Below are 15,596 nucleotides of genomic sequence, written 5' to 3'. Positions count from 1 at the left end.
GTTACGCTTCCCCCATGCTCCTCCCCGTCCCCCTGCCCCTGTCCTCCCCCGCGCCGGCCCTCGACCCGATGTGGGAGTTCTGGCTCGACAAGCCGCTGCGGATCCTGCTGGTGCTGCTGGGCGCCTCCCTCCTGGCCGCCGTGGTGCGGCTGCTGATCCGCCGCGTCACCGGCGGGATCGCGAAGGGCACCCGGTCGCGGATCGTGCGCCGGATGGAGCGGGGCAGGCCGCGCTGGGTCGAGGACGCAGGCCTGGCCGGCGCGCGGCAGTCCCAGCGCGCCCACACCATCGGGTCGGTGCTCTCGTCGGTGGGGACGGTGGTGATCTGGGCCGTCGCCCTGGTGATGATCATCTCAGAGCTCGACTACGACATCGGTCCCGTCCTCGCGTCCGCCGGCATCGCCGGCGTGGCCCTCAGCTTCGGGGCGCAGTCCCTGGTGAAGGACTACCTGTCCGGGATCTTCATGGTCGCGGAGGACCAGCTCGGCATCGGGGACGTCGTCGACCTCGGCGAGGCCAGCGGGACCGTCGAGTCGGTGGGGCTGCGCGTGACCCAGGTCCGGGATGTCAACGGCACCCTGTGGCACGTGCGCAACGGGGAGATCCTGCGCGTGGGCAACCAGTCCCAGGGCTGGGCCCGCTGCGTGCTGGACCTGCCGGTGCCCTACGACACGAACATCGAGCTGGTGACGGAGCTGATCCTGCACGAGGCGGCCCTGCTGCGGGACGACCCGAAGGTCGGCGAGTTCATCACCGAGGACCCGGAGGTGTGGGGCGTCGAGGCCGTGACCGGCGAGTCCGTCACCGTGCGCGTGGCGGTCCGCACCGTTCCCCTCAAGCAGTGGGACGTGGCCCGGGCGCTGCGGCTGCGGATCAAGAAGATGCTGGACCGCGAGGGACTGCACGTGCCCCTGCTGAACCAGACCCTGGTGCGGCAGGCCGACGCCGCCGCCCCCGGTCCGCCGGAGACGGGTCAGGTCCGGGCCGTCCGGCGCGATGTGCCAGGATCGGACACATGAGCATCGTGAAGATCAACGCCATCACCGTCCCCGCCGACTCCGGCGACGAGCTGGGCCGGCGCTTCGCCGCCCACAGCGGCTCCATGGCCGGGGTCGCGGGCTTCGAGGGCTTCGAGCTGCTGCGGCCCACGGACGGGCGCACCCAGTGGCTCGTGCTCACCCGCTGGGCCGACGAGGAGTCCTACGACGCCTGGCGGTCCTCGCAGGACTTCGCCCGCTCGCACGGCGGTGGCCCCACCGCCGGGGCGGGCGAGCGGCCCCGTCCCGTGGGCACCTCCTCGGAGCTGTGGTCCTACACGGTCGCTCTCGAGCAGCAGGGCGCCGGGCAGGAGTAGGCCCCCGGCCCCTCAACGCCGGCCGCGGCCGCCGGACCGGCGACCGCCCTTGGACCCGCCGCGACCGCCCCGCGCCCCGCCCCGGGGGGCCCCCGCCCGCCGCGCTCCCTGCGGGGGCTGTCCCCCACGGCGCGACGACGGCGCCCGCGCCGGTCCCGCCCCGGACGCCGGCCGGTCCTCCGCCGCCGGGGACACCGGTGCGGCCCCGCCGCGGGAGCTGTTGAGCCCCCGCCCGCGGACGACGCCCACGAAGTCCTGCACGAGCTCCTCCTGCTGCTCGGGCAGGTCCTGCGGCCACACCAGCACCACGGGGACCGTGGCGGCATCGGGCACCACCCGGTGGACGATGTCCTTGCGGTGGTGCAGGCGCGCGAGCGACATGGGCACGACCACCAGGCCCAGGCCGGCCGCGACGAGCTCGACGGCATCCCGGGCGTGGCGCATCGGGGGCAGCGGGGCGTCCGCGGCGACCGCCTCCGCAGAGCGCAGCCGCTGCCGCTCGGGCAGCGTCTCGGGTTCCTGCAGCAGGACCTCGTCCACGAGCTCCGCGACCGGCACCTCGTCGAGCAGGGTCAGCTCGTGCTCCCGGGGCAGCACCACGACCTGCTGCTCCGCGTAGAGCTCCACCGCCCGGTACCGCTCGCGCAGCGCGGCGAGGTCGTCGACCCCGGGGCGCGGGTGGGCGGGCAGCCGCACGAAGACCGCGTGGGCCCGCCCCTCCTCCAGCTCCTCCTGCCAGGCCTCCGTCTCCAGCGGGCGCTCGGCGAGGACCCGGCCCGGGTTGCGGTCCCGCCAGCGGAAGAACCACTTGCCGGGCATGACGCCGGGAGCGAAGGCGACCGCCAGGTCTGCCGTCTCGTCGGCCTCCTCGGCTGTGGGGTTCTGGGATCCGGGCGTGTCGTCCATGGCGGCCAATCTACCCACTGCCGGCCCTGCTCCCCGACCACCGGCGGCAGCCGCCCCCGACGCGCCGGTCGCCCGGGATGCGAAACCGGCGCGGGGTGTATAGGATGGAACGGTTGCTCCGGGGCTATAGCTCAGTTGGTAGAGCGTTTCGTTCGCAATGAAAAGGTCAGGGGTTCGATTCCCCTTAGCTCCACCCCGAACAAGGGCCCTCACTAGGCGAAATGCCAAGTGAGGGCCCTTTGCCATTCCAGACGAAAGTGGTCAAGTCCCCGCTATGTCCCCGCTTTCGTTCGCAGTGCCCCCCGCAAACCCCTCCAGCACGGCGGTTAGATCCGGCGCGAGGGCCGCCCTCTCGACATAGTGGAGGCCCGTCACCGCAGGGGAAGCGTGCCCGAGCTGAGCCGCCGCCGGGTCCGTTCCCATCGCTCGGTCAATGGCCGTGGCCGCCGACCTCCGCAGCGTGTGCGGCGTGACCCACTCGAAGCCGTCCCCTCGGGCGTCCCGCAACTGACGTCGCAGGTTGTGCGGAGACCGCAGCGTGAGCGCCGCCGAGGGGAACACCAGCCCCGAACCGTCACCCTCTTGAACGTTCACCGACCGCCGCAACAGCACCGCGACCACGAATCGGGGAAGCATGACCGTGCGGTGCCCGGCGTCCGTCTTGGGCACCGGTTGCCGCACGAGCCCCTGGCCTGATACCTGAGTCACGGTGCCCGCTACCGTCAGTGTCGGGCGCTCGCCGTCCAGGTCCACGTCGAACCACCGCAGCGCGCACAGCTCACCGATCCGCAGCCCGGTGCCAGCGAGCACGTCTAAGACGTCCACCAGGTCAGGGGTCCGCGGGCGCCCCGTGTCAGCCGGCGCCGCTTGCCACGCCGCCACGTTCGCCCGTAGCGCCCTGTACTCGTCCGGTGACAGAGCCTTGGGCGGCTTCCGGTCCGCATGAGGCAGCCTCGTGCCGGCCACCGGGTTGTGCTGAAGTGCGTCGTGCCGGACCGCGAGCGCGAACATCTCGGAAAGCACTACTTTCGTGTTCCGCGCCTTGGCCGGCGTGGACTCTGCCAACGCCGCGAGGAACCGTTGCACCCGACCCACCGTGACCTCGCGCAGAGCCAGGCCGCCCAACGCCGGGAGCACAGCCCTGTCTACTAGCGCCCGGTACTCGGCCACCGTCCGGGCCCGTAGCTTGGACTGCTCCAGCTCCCGCACCCACTCAACGGCCAACTGATCGACCGTGGTGGCCCCGGTGACGTCCTGCCCAACATCCCCCGTGCGCTCACGCACGACGGCCTCCAGCGCCCGCCTCGCCGCCGCCTGAGACGTGCCCGTGGCCTGTGCATACTTCACCCGCCCCGCGGCGTCCCTGAACCTCCCACGGGCCCTCACCTTCCGGTGTGCAAGCTGGAGGTATGCAACTTCCCCAAGTTCCCCCACTTCAAGCCTTGGCCTAGGCATCGTCAGCTCCCTCATCATTGTGGGCCGCTGCGCCTGTGTAGTGCCTTTCGCGAGGCCACGGCTCAATCCCAAGGTCCTGAAGGCGTCGCACGCCCCGTTGATCCTCCTGCTCACGTAGAGCAATCTGATCCCGAATGAACTCGACGTCCCGTCGCGTCTTCTCCAGTTCGGCCGCCGTGGATAGACCGCGCCGGGAACTGGAAGGCGTGGGGTTCAGGGCTCCGCCTTCCAGCATCCGCAACTTATGGAGCTCCAACTCCAGCAATTGTTGGTAGTTGACCCACATCGTCCGATTCTGTTCTAGCTCGCGCACAGCCGAGAGGGCCCGTTCGATCCGCGGACCCTCCGTGGGGCCGGGAAAATCTTTCCACCCCACGGCGTTCAAAGCTGCATAGCTCGGCACCTCCTCGGAGGGCACGGGGCGCACACTCTCCCCCGGGTGAAGTGGAGAGTAGAGCAGCGATGATAGCGGCACGCGCAAAGCCTCCGCGAGAACGGACACCTCCTGCACAGAGATGGCATCCTTCCGCCCAGCTTCCATATTTGCAATGGTGCTACGCGGGATCACGAATCCGAGGGCGGCCGTGGCATCACTGAGCTTCTGCGCTGACAACCCGCGCTCCGCTCGGAACTCCCGTACGTTGCGGCCGATACGTGCGGAGACCTCACGAGCCCACGCTTTCGGGTCTAGTTCACTGGACGATTGTTCCATACCGAACACTTTAGTCTCTCCGTTGTGCAACCTCTATGCATTCCGATAAACTGATCGTAGCGGGACGAAACACCCCGAGGATTGTTCCAGCCGGAACAACGGAGCTATAGGAGACCCATGGCCATCACAGCCTCCACACACAGCGGGCAGCACCTGACGATGCAAGGCCTCGCTGACCGTTACGGCATCGCCCTCCAGACCGTCCGCGCATGGCGCGTCACCGGCTACGGTCCCCGCGGATTCCGTGTCGGCAAGTTCGTCCGCTATCGCCTGGCCGACTGCCTTGCATGGGAAGAGCAGCAGCTTGACCCCCAGGAGGAGCGAGCCGCGTGACCCACCACCTCAGAGACGACAAAAGCGACCCCTGTGCTTCATCTGCCAAGACGCGTACCAGGGCCGCCACCCCCCAGAACGTCCAGGAGGGCCCTGCCATGCCCATCCCTCATCTTGCCGGGCGCCCCCGACGCACCCCCGAACATCCCGACTGGTGGAACGCCTACCCGTCCGATAAAGACCGGTGAGCTTTTGGCGGCCGCGCCCCCGTCATCCGATCACCGTGCAGTGCCCGTTCCTCCGCCGTCTCGTGCGGACTGCGGCCGTCTCCCTCATCATCTTTTCCGCCCATGTCGCCCAATTCCTCGCAGGACGGGCCGCCGGCCCCGAACCCGGAGTCATCCCTTGAACCAACACAACAGAAAAGCCGCTGTGCCCGCCACCCCCGTGGCGGGCACAGCAGTTTCCACGTCCCCCGCTCCGCACCCGCTCAGACTTGCCGTCGCCCAGGCGCCCGTGCTCGTCGTGCAGACCAGCGCGAAGCAGTATCGACGCAGTGTGTTCCTGACCCTGGCCGCAGCCGAACCCGCTGAGCACAAAGCCGAAGCCAAGCGCCACGACGCCCACGTGATGCTCTGCTGCCTCGTCCACGGCGCAGATCGGTATCCCGTCGGTGGTGATGCTTTGTGAGCGCATTCAGCATCTTCAAGTGGCATGAGGCGTTCCGCGGCGTGCCCTCCGACGTGCTCGGCCACGCTAAAAAAGTCGTCCTGTTCATAGCCGCTACCCACGCAGACGGGCAGACCGGACGGAGTATCTATCCCAGTTTCGACACTCTGTGCATCGAAGCGGACGCCGACCGGAAGACAGTGCGTGAGGCCATGCGAGATGGTGAGGAACTGGGGTTCGTGGATCTCGTGAAGCGGGGCACGACCTCGGACGGGCGCAAGCTCGCCAACGAATACCGGCTCACGATGCCGAACCCCGAGCGTCTGGAGGCATTGTGCGCTGAGGCCCGCGCCAAGCATGAGGAAAAGCGGGAACGCCACAACGGGAAACGCCGAAAGGGCGCGAAGCAGGCAGGGCCTCGTCCTGTGGATAGTGCCGCCCCCTCCGAAAACCGTAGGGACTCACTCTCTACATGTGGGGAGCCAGTCCCTACAGGTGAGGACTCACTCCCTACACGTAGGGACCCAGCGGCACCCCATCAACACATGATCAACCCCTCATCAATCCAAGCAATCAAAGCCCCGGCAGCTTCCAGCGTAAGTGTCCCCGCTGGTCTCGCTGTGGACAGAGCCGACGAGGACAAGGCGCCTGCGAGCGCAGCGGAGGCGCCCGCCGCGCCCAGGCCCCAAGACGGTTGCTTGATCGAAGACCATGCTGAGGACAAGAGCGAAGAGCAGAGGCAGGACATGGACCACGACGAGCCGAACGCTGAGGAAGACCGAGACATGGGCATAGGACCCGAAGCCGATCAGCTCGACCGGCTCCAGCAGCAGGACGTCGAGGAGGTCCCCGCCCCGCCGGAATGGTTTGAGGACGTCCCTGCGACGGACGAGGAACCCACGCACGAGGGCCCCGACTCTGATGCACCAGCACCCGCCTACGAGGACCACGCCGTCGGCCACCAGTGGGCTCAGGGCGAGACCGAAGTCCCGCACCACCAGGACACCACCCCGACCGGTGACGCACCCGCAGACACTCTTAAGGCCCGACGGGCCAACGGTGACCCCGCCCGGTTGCGAAGCATCACCACCGTTTCCAGCACCGCGCTCGACACCCCCGCGGATCTAGAAGTCGAACGCAGACGACAGCTCGATGCCCTCCACGCCAAGTACCCCGACACCGCAGCTTGACCACAGGAGCAGCCGCAGCATGAGACCCACCCCGCAGCCCACTCACCGCGCCAAAGCCCGTCAGCGTCGCATAGACGCCCGCAGGACGCGTCGCGCACCCATCGAACAGCACAACCCCGCCGCACCCATCGAACCCAACCGAGGAGGCCACCGTGACCGCTGAGCCCCACCCCCGCCGCTGCACCGCTCACAAGTCCAACGGGGACCCTTGCTCACGATGGGCCATCGCCGGCGGCACCACCTGCCCCGCACACGGAGGCTCAGCACCCGCGGTGAAAGCCGCAGCCGCCCGCCGGGTACTGGCACAGCAGGCCCGCGCCGAGGCCGACGCCGTACTGGCCCATGAGGGAGTCAGCAGCGTGGACAACCCGTTAGAGACGCTCGGCAAGGTTGCCGCCGAGGTGCTGGCATTCAAAGACTCCCTGTCCCGCCGGGTGAACGCCCTGCAGTACGGCCTATCGACCACCAACAGCCTTGGCACCGAAGCGCTCAAAGTCGAAGTGGAGCTGTACGAACGGGCCCTTGACCGGTCCGGGAAGTTCCTGGACATGCTCGTGCGCAACGGATTTGAAGGGAAGCGGGTAGCTCTCAGGGAATCCGAAGCCCAGGTGCTCGTCGGAGTGGTCCAACAAATTCTCGCCGCAGCCCGTCTCACTCCGGAGCAAGACAAACTGGCCCGTGCCGCCGCCCGTGAACAGTTCCAGGCGCTCGCCGCTATCGAAGGGCAGGCGACCCGATAAACTACGTTCCAGCCCCCGTAATGATCGTCGTATACCCCTTGCACGCCCAGGTGCTCGCCGCACTGGTGCCCGAAAACTTGCTCGTGCGGAATCTCCGCCACCCCCCGCCCGAGGTGGCACGCGCCACGCTGGACTCGCGCCGCAGCATGCAGGGCCCTGGGAGCTCACAGAAGGCGCCCTGGCCATGTTGGCCCAGGTCGGTACCACGGACGAGCACGACGCCGCCGAGGACACCGCCCGAGCCCACGAGCAGGACGAGAGCGAGCTCGCCCCGGTGCTGGACGCAGGCCTGATCCGGCTGAGCGCGAAGTGACCGCCGCCCGGCCCTGAGCCCTTGCTCCGCCTATCGCTTCTCGACGGCGGCCAGAATGCGACGAGCGAAGCCGACCACGACAAGCAGCAGCCCTAGCAAGACGCCACCTACCGTTATGGGAGCTGGCCCACCGCCCGTGGTAATGGCCGCAATGATCAGCAGCAGGAAGAGACCCGCGACAAGGGCACCGGAGGCCATGAGCATGTTGCCTGGTGTCTTCTCTGTTTCGGTAGCCATGTGCGAAAGCATACGGTTGAGCCGAGTGACGACTGCGAGGCGCGCTGAGCCGCCCGGTGACAGGACAGAAGCGCCCGACGGCCCACCCGGTGACGTGCCCCCACACGACAGGAGCAGGACCATGACAGAGCAGCAGCACACCCGCGACGAGTCTGAGCCTGACGAGCTGACACAAGCCATCGCAGGCATCCTCATGCGCCGCACCCCCGAGGACGCTCTCGGCATCGTGACGGAAGCCTTCGACAGGGCGCTGGCCGCCGTCACCGCGGAGAGCGACAGCGGCCCCCAATCCCTGACAGAACAGGACCGCGCCGACATAGCCGCAATCATCCGTCCACCGCACAACTGATCCACCCATTCAACAGCAGTGCCCCTGGCCCTCTGTGCCTTGCATCCCCTGGCTTGGAAGACATAACGACGATTCACAGGGGCACTCCCGGAAACGTGCGGGCCAGCCTATCTCGCAACCCCGCGTTTTATCATCCGGAGTCGAAACCGATAGTTAACGTGAATTGTGAGACACCATGAGGCCGGACGGAGATAACTCTCAGATTTCCCTGCAACCACCCAGGAAAGACCACTAACATCAGTCCTTGGAAAAACATTCGTTGTGATGATGTCCGCTGACCAAGTCATTTTAGGATGACGTTTGCACTCGTTATCTCAACCAGCTATCGGAGCCGATGTGCTTGACAAGACAGAATCACTTGCGAACGAGTGGCATCCCACAAAAAACGGAAACCACCAATTTGACGATTATTCCAGCGGCAGCGGAAAAAAGGTCTGGTGGCTCGGGGCATGCGGTCACGAGTGGCAGTCAGAATTTCGAAGCCGCACTCGGAAGGGGGCAGGATGTCCGGTGTGCTCCGGGCATCTAACCGTTCCTGGGGTCAATGATCTCGCCACGTTCCATCCGGAGATCGCTGCTGAGTGGCACCCCATAAGAAACGGCAACAGCCGACCGGAAAATTGTGCACGATTTTCCAACAAGATCGCTTGGTGGCTGGGCAAGTGCGGCCACGAATGGAAGACCCCAGTCAGTAGTCGAACCAGCATGAACAGTGGTTGCCCTTACTGCGCCAATAATGCCGTGTTAGCAGGATTCAATGACCTGAAGACGCGGTTCCCGTACGTTGCTGCAGAATGGCATCCAACTAAGAATGGACACATAGGCCCCGAGTCCATCTCACCGGGTAGCAAAAAGTCCTTTTGGTGGATCTGCAAACTTGGCCACGAGTGGGAAGCAATAGTCGCGCATCGTGCGCATGCGGGAAACGGGTGCCCCATCTGTGCGGGAAGAAGAGTTCTGCCAGGTGCTAACGATCTTGCTACCACCCACCCGAGTGTCGCAGCACTTTGGCATCCAACGAGAAATGGCCTCATCACTCCCCAAGAGATCACGGCCGGCTCCCAAAGAAAGTACTGGTGGCTTGGCCTCTGCGGACACGAATGGGAAGCGAGCATTGGCAAGGTGACGTCTGGAAGAAGATGCCCCATGTGCCGCGGCCTAAAAGTTCTCCCCGGGTTTAACGACCTGGCCTCCCGCAATCCAGAATTAGCGGCAGAGTGGCATCCCACCAAGAATGGCAAGCTAGGCCCATCGGAGGTTACATACGGGAGTGGGAAAAAGGTTTGGTGGTCCGGGCCTTGTGGTCACGAATGGGAAGCTTCAATCGTCCTGCGAACAAACGCGAGAACAGGTTGCCCCTTCTGCCGGGGTCTGCAGATCAAGGCGGGCGACAATGACTTCGCCTCGAAGCATCCAGATGTCGCCAAGGAGTGGCACCCGAAGAAAAATGGGTCACTGCGACCGACTGACGTCACGTCCGGGGTAAACCTCAAAGTCTGGTGGTTCGGTAATTGCGGTCACGAGTGGCGTGCGAACGTCAGTAGCCGCTCACAAGGCCATGGTTGCCCGCTCTGTGTAGGCCGCGTCTCGAAACCAGAGCTAGAGCTCTTCAACCAGCTCTCCGAAATGGTCGAAGATCTTCGCCTCAACGTCATGGTTCATGCCCCATGGGGATTGATCAGGCAACGCCAATGGGCCAGATGCGACATGGTTTCGGATGAGTTTGGCGTCGTCGTTGAGTATGACGGCTGGTTCTATCACCGTAGCAAACTCGACGATGACGTCACCAAGACAGAGGCCCTAATCAAGGCTGGGTGGGTGGTCATCCGTGTTAGGGCCCACGGCCGAAATCCGCAGGAAAAACTACCTGAATTACCGAACCTACCGAATTTATTCACGGTTGACACCCGACATGGAGCTGGGGGGCAAGCTGATGCCGAGATGGTTTTTGACATTATCGCGCAGCAACTCAGTGCCAGGACATCGAGATAGGCCCCGGGAGTGAATCTGGATTCCGAATCTGCGGTATGACGGTATAACAGAATGCATCGGACGAGACGTTAGGCAGGCCCTATGACTGTGGCAACTCTAAGTGGGTGGGAGGTGACGGGCATCGTGGCCGGTGTCATCGCCGCGACCCTTGCAATTCCTGTACTGACCCTGGCGATACGCCAGGAGCTGCGAGCCACTCACCGCGGGATGGTCGAGTGGCAAGACGAGAAGGTGAACGACGGCACGTTCATGATACGCAACGTCGGCTTGGACATCGCCCGGGACGTCACCATCCGAGCGTGGAGCAGTCTAGATCCTGTGGTGACGGAAGTTGCGAAGACGGTACCCACAGGGGAAGCGGTAAAGGTGCACTTGCCGAGGCGAGAACAGGCCGGGCCCGACTTGTCAGAGGTACCCCCACATATCGAAATTCCACGAGTGCCGGATGAGATGCCCACGATGGACGCCAAGTACAACGGCATCTTGGCCGGCTCCCAAATGGAAATCGACAGGCAGACTCAATGGCAGAAGCTCAAAGCTGCGCAAGACGCACGAGACGCACACCGTCAACTGATGGTTGAGTCTGTGACGGGTCAGCAGGTGGCCGTAACCATCTCCTGGCGAACCAAATACAGTCAATGGCACAAAGACGAGCTACGCACGGGCTGAGCGTTCACATGGTCCCCGTTTAGTCCCCGTTTTCGTCGGAAGTCCCCGGAATGCAACGACATCCCAAGTCGCTCGGCCTGCCCCATTCTCCAGGATTCGTACGGAAGTCGGCACTCATCCGAACATCCCGGAATGCACAACCCCCTGTGAAAAGGTCAGGGGTTCGATTCCCCTTAGCTCCACCGGAACCGAAGACCCCCGTTCGGCGTCACGCCGAGCGGGGGTCTTCTGTCTGTCCGGCCCGAACCGCCCAGCCCCACGGTCACCGCGCATCGTCCTTTCCGGTGGCTCCCGCCAACCGCTCCGCGACCGCCGCGCACGTGGACCAACCGAGCAGGAGATCTCCGAGCTGCGCGGAATCCTCCTGGATTCCCCCGCGAACAGCCGTCGGTCCCTCGTTCCCACTGCCGGTGGTCGTACCCGGCGAGGAGGCGCCGCGTGCCGCGGCTGCGATCTCCTCCGACGTTCTCGGTCCACCCGGTCAGCAGTGCGCACCGGACACGGCCCGCTGACGAGCGTTCGCTGCTCCGTCCACCGGGTCCGGGTCCTCCCGCACGGACACAGGTCCGGCAGAGGTCATTCTCCCGCGGGCCGACCCGGCTGCTCGACCGGTGTCCATCCGCACTTCCTGGCCAGCGCATCCACGTCGATGAGCGTCCGCTCCGACGTGACGAGCTGCTGCGACAGCTGATCCACCAACTCCTTGGCGGGAACCGCGGAATCGAAGCTGTACACCGCATCCCTGAGGTCGCCGCCGAACACGATCCTGGTCTTGTAGCGCTGATCGATTCCGCCGCTCTCGCCGTTCACGACGGCTCTGGGCATCAGATCGTCAGGAGCCTCCACCTCGGCCGCGAGGAAGGCGTCGGAATTGACGATGCATGGGGAATTCCCGGGTCGGGTGAAGGACAGGAGAAGCACGGAGACCTCTTTCTGTGGGTGCGGTGGCCGAGAACAACCCACGCTAGAGGTACAGGCTGAACAGATGCTCAACCCGGACGCAGCCGCGAACATCCACCGGCAGACGATGAGCGCCGAGGCGAACACCGCAGGCGGCCGCGCCCGGGAGGGGCGGGGGCACGTCGTCGCGCCGGCGCGCGTGGTACAACTTCGGTGCGCCCGTCAGGCGAGGTCCTCGCGCAGCTGGGACAGGAGCACCCCGACCACCTCCGACCCGCCATCCGTGCCGGTGCGGAGCCGGATGATCTCGGCGCCGTGCAGCGCCCCCACGGCGTAGCGGTCCTCGCCCGAGCGTCCGAGGGCGGCCGCCGTGGCCGCGAGCCACTGCTCCACCACCGCGGCGTCCATGATCCGGCCCAGCTCGTCCTGGTAGTCCTCGGCGTCCCGGGCCGCCCGCCGCAACTGCTTGCCGGGTCGGTGCCCGGTCCTGCCCAGGACGTCGTCGACGTAGCGCACGCGCTTGACCGCCTTGCGGACCTCGTGCAGGTGCTCCAGCCGGTGCTCCGCGTCCGTCCCGTCGGCTGTCGACGCCTCGGCGCCGCGCTCGGCCACGCGCACGACCTTCCGCAGGGCCCGGTGCACCAGCGCGTCGGAGACCTCGCGCCCCGAGAGCCGGGCGCACTCCTCGGTCAGGGGCGGGGCGGCCGCGAGGTCCTGGACGTCCGCCAGGAGCCGCAGGTGCTCCTGGCCCGTGACGTGCCGGCGCACCTTCGCGGCCACCGTCCGCGCCTGCTCCCCGGCGCGCCGCCGCAGGCTCTCCGCAGCGCCGGGTTCCACCCGGCCGCCGAGTGCCTCCACGCGCCCGGCCAGCAGCTCGGCGGTGACCTCCGCGTCCCGCGCCGCGGACAGCGTCCGGGCGAGCTCCCGCAGCCTGGCGTCCAGCTCCGTTCCGGCGTCCCCCTCGAAGAACGGGCCGGCCGCCCGGAGCACGCTGCGCAGGGAGCGGGATGTCACGCGCATCTGGTGCACCGCGTCCGGCACGTCGAGGCGGACCTTGAAGTCCCACAGCACCAGCTGCTCCGCGAGCTCCCCCAGCACCGCCCGCAGCACGTCGGGACCGGCGGCCTTGCCCGCGGCCCCGCCTCCCGTTCCCTTCCCCTTCTTCTTCCCCTTCTGGTCCTTCTTCCGCTTCTGGCCCTTCTGCTGCTTCTGGCTCTTCTGCTGCTCCTGGCCCTTCGGCTGCTCGCCGCCCTCGTGCGGCCGCCGGTCGGACTCCGCCGGAGCGCCGTCCTCCTCGCCGAGCGCGCGGGCGATCTTCGCCCGGGAGCTGGACGGCGTCCCGCCGGCCGCGAAGACCACGGCCTCGACTGCGGCGAAGACCTGCTCCTGGCGTTCCTCCGGCACCGTGCCCTCGAGGATCTCGACCTCCCACTCCGACCAGGACCGCGCCGTCCCGGTGCGCTCGTCGACGGCGTCGACGACGTCCACGGCGAGCTCTGCGACCTCCGTCCCCGTGCTGTCGCTGATCCGAAGCACCTTCCGGACGGTGCGGAGGGTCGCGACCGGGCGCAGCTCCTGCCCTCCGGTCAGCCCCGCGAGGAGGTTCCGCACGGACGCGGGCATCCGGTCCGGCGTGCGCAGCAGCGGCACCTGCAGCTCGTGGCGTCCGTCCGGGCCGTGGAACTTCACGTGCCACCCGTCGTCGGCCCCGCCACGGCGCCGGCGCAGCGCGACCAGTCGCCGCCCCAGGGCCATGTCCTGGGTGTCGTGGTAGACGGCCTCCATGCGGTGCTCCACGGGCTCCGCCGAGATGGTGCACCCCTCCAGCCGGCTCCAGTCCACCCGGGCCTCGGCGCCCTCCGGGAACTCGTACTTGCGCTCGACCTCACGGTGGGCGACGGCGGTCATGGCGGTCCTCCTCGTCGGGTCCGGCGGTCGCCGGAACCTGCGGCCGGCCGTTGCGGTGATGATACCGGCACGGTGCGGTGAACCCGGAGACGCGCACCGCCGCACACGCCCCGACGGGGCGTGTGCGGCGGATCGTCCGGTCGAGCGGACCGGGCAGGGGATGCGCTCAGGCGCGGCGGCGCTTGAGGACGTCGTCGAGGTCGAGGGCGGCGCGGCCCTGTTCCTCGCCCGTGCGCACGGCGTCCTTGAGGCTCGCGGAGCGGGCGGTGGGCTGCTCCGGCACGGGCAGGGGCTCCGGCTCCGGGCGTTGCACCACGGGGGCCTGCGCGTACGTCGGACGCGGCACGGGCACGGGCTCCCACGTGCGGGCGGGGGCGGACTCGCGAGCCACGCGGAGCGCCTCGGCCCGCAGCTCCTCGACCGTGAAGGCCGCCGGGGCGGGCGCCCGGGGCTGCTCCTCGGGGGCGGGCAGGTCGAGGCCCTCGGCGTCCCGGCGCGACTGCTCGCGGACCTCCTCCGCCACGGCGTGCTCGTTGTCGAACAGGGCGACGTCCTCCCGGGGCGCGTGCGGCTGCGCCTCCGGCGCCCGGACCGCCGGACGCGACGCCCGCCGGGCCGCCCGGTCCTGCACGGCCAGGTAGCGCAGGGCCAGGACGGAGCCGGTGCCCAGCAGCAGCAGGAAGACGGGCCACGGCCAGCTCACCGCTGCGGAGAACGGCGCGACGACGGCGGTGACCAGGGCGGCCAGGAGGGCGGCGCACCCGGCGAGGAGGATGCCGGCGCGGTCCCGCTTGATCCGCAGGGTTCCGGCTCCGGAGCGTCCGGGGTCGCCGTCGGCGGGCCGGGGGACGGTGTCGGTGGTCGCCATGCTGTTCCTTCGTGGGCGGGACGCGGGTGGGGGCTGCTCGATCGGTGCGGGGAGAGCATCGGAGGCGGGGTCGGTGGCCTCGGCTCGCGCCTCGACGGGGGCCTCCCGGCGCCGCTGCAGTCGTGGCACGACCCAGAGCAGCGACAGCGCGCACACCACGGCCAGCACGGCCGAGCTGCTCACCCAGATCATGGTCGCGGTCCTGCCTTCGTGGTCGCCGGATCGAGCGGACGGGAACCGCCGGCGCGCTGCACCGGCGTGTCCGGGGCCCGGGCTCGGGCCGTGAGGGACAGCCTACTACCGCGGGGCCGCGCCTGTGGGTATCCCTGTGGACACGACCGGTCGCGTCACGACCACACGGCGGGGCGGTCCGATCCGGTGAACCGTCGCACCAGCCCCTCCGGCACCTCCGGCGCGGTGAGCGCGAAGCTGCGGTGGTCCGTCCAGCGCCCGTCGATGTGCAGGAAGTCCTTGCGCAGCCCCTCGTCCCGGAACCCCAGCTTCTCCACCACCCGGAGGGACTTCGTGTTCTCCGGCCGGATGTTGATCTCCATCCGGTGCAGCCCCAGGCCCTGGAAGCAGTAGTCGGTGGCCATGGCCACCGCCATGGGGGCCACGCCGCGCCCCGCCTGGTCCCGGTCCACCCAGTAGCCCAGGGTGGCGGACAGGAAAGACCCCCACGAGATCCCGGAGACGGTCAGCTGGCCGACGAGGCCGAACCGCTCCGTCCCCGGGACCCGCTCCGTGATCACGAAGGGAAGGGCCGTGCCCTGCCGGGCCTGCTGGTCGAGGGTGCGCACGAACTGCCCGAACGTGGGCGGTGCCCCGTCGGGTGCGGGGTTCGTGGCCTCCCAGGGGTCGAGCCAGTCCCGGTTGCGGGCGCGCACGGCGTCCCACTCGCGCCGGTCCGCCCGGGTCAGCGGGCGCAGCCGGAGGTCCCCCCAGGAGACGGTGACGGGCCACCGGGACTGCCCGGCCACGGGAGCGCGGCCTCTCAGCCGACCGGCAGGGTCCGGGTGTACTCCCTGAGCCACTCGCACAGCTCGGGCCCGAGGTCCTCC

Annotated in this window: 16 protein-coding genes, 1 tRNA gene and 1 pseudogene; 11 read left to right on the top strand and 7 right to left on the bottom strand. The window is 67.9% G+C overall.

What is annotated here, in order from left to right; all coding sequences use genetic code 11:
- Nucleotides 1-14: 14 nt before the first annotated feature.
- The gene (locus ABD220_RS17705; RefSeq protein WP_344124815.1) at nt 15-1,019 is read left to right on the top strand and encodes a mechanosensitive ion channel family protein; all 1,005 of its coding nucleotides are present in this window, start codon (nt 15-17) and stop codon (nt 1,017-1,019) included.
- Nucleotides 1,016-1,354, top strand: a complete 339-nt coding sequence (locus ABD220_RS17700; protein WP_344124814.1) for an antibiotic biosynthesis monooxygenase family protein — start codon at nt 1,016-1,018, stop codon at nt 1,352-1,354. Before ABD220_RS17705 ends, ABD220_RS17700 begins: the two co-directional genes overlap by 4 nt.
- A 12-nt stretch (nt 1,355-1,366) precedes the next feature.
- Here ABD220_RS17700 and ABD220_RS17695 read toward each other — a convergent pair whose 3' ends face one another.
- Entirely contained in the window at nt 1,367-2,260 is an 894-nt protein-coding gene (locus ABD220_RS17695; protein WP_344124813.1) for a LysR family transcriptional regulator substrate-binding protein, read from the bottom strand.
- Nucleotides 2,261-2,380: 120 nt separating this feature from the next.
- Between ABD220_RS17695 and ABD220_RS17690 the strand changes: the two genes are divergently transcribed.
- A tRNA-Ala gene (locus ABD220_RS17690) sits at nt 2,381-2,453 on the top strand.
- A 68-nt stretch (nt 2,454-2,521) separates the two neighbouring features.
- On the opposite strand, the gene ABD220_RS17685 is transcribed toward ABD220_RS17690, so the two are convergent.
- On the bottom strand, nt 2,522-3,829 hold the full coding sequence (locus tag ABD220_RS17685; RefSeq protein WP_344124812.1) for a site-specific integrase: 1,308 nt from the start codon (nt 3,827-3,829) through the stop codon (nt 2,522-2,524).
- Nucleotides 3,830-4,190: 361 nt separating this feature from the next.
- Nucleotides 4,191-4,427 (bottom strand): annotated as a pseudogene (locus ABD220_RS18150) (helix-turn-helix domain-containing protein); the annotation flags it as partial.
- A gap of 117 nt (nt 4,428-4,544) precedes the next feature.
- On the opposite strand from ABD220_RS18150, the gene ABD220_RS17680 reads away from it, so the two are divergent.
- From ABD220_RS17680 to ABD220_RS17650, 8 genes are all read left to right on the top strand, one after another.
- Nucleotides 4,545-4,760: a helix-turn-helix transcriptional regulator gene (locus tag ABD220_RS17680; protein WP_344124811.1), complete on the top strand. Its 216-nt coding sequence runs from the start codon at nt 4,545-4,547 to the stop codon at nt 4,758-4,760.
- Between the two features lie 456 nt (nt 4,761-5,216).
- On the top strand, nt 5,217-5,390 hold the full coding sequence (locus tag ABD220_RS17675; protein WP_344124810.1) for a hypothetical protein: 174 nt from the start codon (nt 5,217-5,219) through the stop codon (nt 5,388-5,390).
- Nucleotides 5,387-6,559 carry a Cdc6/Cdc18 family protein gene (locus ABD220_RS17670; protein WP_344124809.1) on the top strand — a complete coding sequence of 391 codons (1,173 nt, stop codon included), beginning with the start codon at nt 5,387-5,389 and terminating at the stop codon, nt 6,557-6,559. The genes ABD220_RS17675 and ABD220_RS17670 overlap by 4 nt, the downstream gene beginning before the upstream one ends.
- A 272-nt stretch (nt 6,560-6,831) precedes the next feature.
- Nucleotides 6,832-7,299, top strand: coding sequence for a hypothetical protein (locus ABD220_RS17665; protein WP_344124808.1), 468 nt, complete (start codon nt 6,832-6,834; stop codon nt 7,297-7,299).
- A 184-nt stretch (nt 7,300-7,483) separates the two neighbouring features.
- On the top strand, nt 7,484-7,612 hold the full coding sequence (locus ABD220_RS17660) for a hypothetical protein (RefSeq protein WP_344124807.1): 129 nt from the start codon (nt 7,484-7,486) through the stop codon (nt 7,610-7,612).
- A gap of 358 nt (nt 7,613-7,970) precedes the next feature.
- Complete coding sequence (locus ABD220_RS17655) at nt 7,971-8,198, top strand: hypothetical protein (RefSeq protein WP_344124806.1); 228 nt, start codon at nt 7,971-7,973, stop codon at nt 8,196-8,198.
- A 336-nt stretch (nt 8,199-8,534) separates the two neighbouring features.
- The gene (locus ABD220_RS18145; protein WP_425552590.1) at nt 8,535-10,190 is read left to right on the top strand and encodes a zinc-ribbon domain-containing protein; all 1,656 of its coding nucleotides are present in this window, start codon (nt 8,535-8,537) and stop codon (nt 10,188-10,190) included.
- Between the two features lie 123 nt (nt 10,191-10,313).
- On the top strand, nt 10,314-10,859 hold the full coding sequence (locus tag ABD220_RS17650; protein WP_344124805.1) for a hypothetical protein: 546 nt from the start codon (nt 10,314-10,316) through the stop codon (nt 10,857-10,859).
- A 576-nt stretch (nt 10,860-11,435) separates the two neighbouring features.
- Here ABD220_RS17650 and ABD220_RS17645 read toward each other — a convergent pair.
- From ABD220_RS17645 to ABD220_RS17630, 4 genes are all read right to left on the bottom strand, one after another.
- Nucleotides 11,436-11,780 carry a hypothetical protein gene (locus ABD220_RS17645; protein WP_344124804.1) on the bottom strand — a complete coding sequence of 115 codons (345 nt, stop codon included), beginning with the start codon at nt 11,778-11,780 and terminating at the stop codon, nt 11,436-11,438.
- 201 nt (nt 11,781-11,981) lie between these two features.
- Entirely contained in the window at nt 11,982-13,667 is a 1,686-nt protein-coding gene (locus ABD220_RS17640; RefSeq protein ID WP_344124803.1) for a CYTH and CHAD domain-containing protein, read from the bottom strand.
- Between the two features lie 166 nt (nt 13,668-13,833).
- The gene (locus tag ABD220_RS17635; RefSeq protein ID WP_344124802.1) at nt 13,834-14,727 is read right to left on the bottom strand and encodes a hypothetical protein; all 894 of its coding nucleotides are present in this window, start codon (nt 14,725-14,727) and stop codon (nt 13,834-13,836) included.
- A gap of 155 nt (nt 14,728-14,882) precedes the next feature.
- Entirely contained in the window at nt 14,883-15,515 is a 633-nt protein-coding gene (locus tag ABD220_RS17630; RefSeq protein WP_344124801.1) for a GNAT family N-acetyltransferase, read from the bottom strand.
- Between the last annotated feature and the right edge of the window lie 81 nt (nt 15,516-15,596).

The sequence above is a fragment of the Kocuria aegyptia genome (assembly GCF_039530085.1).
Lineage (GTDB): Bacteria > Actinomycetota > Actinomycetes > Actinomycetales > Micrococcaceae > Kocuria > Kocuria aegyptia.
The sequence above is the reverse complement of the archived record's forward strand: the minus strand, read 5'-3'. Positions and strand labels throughout refer to the sequence as shown.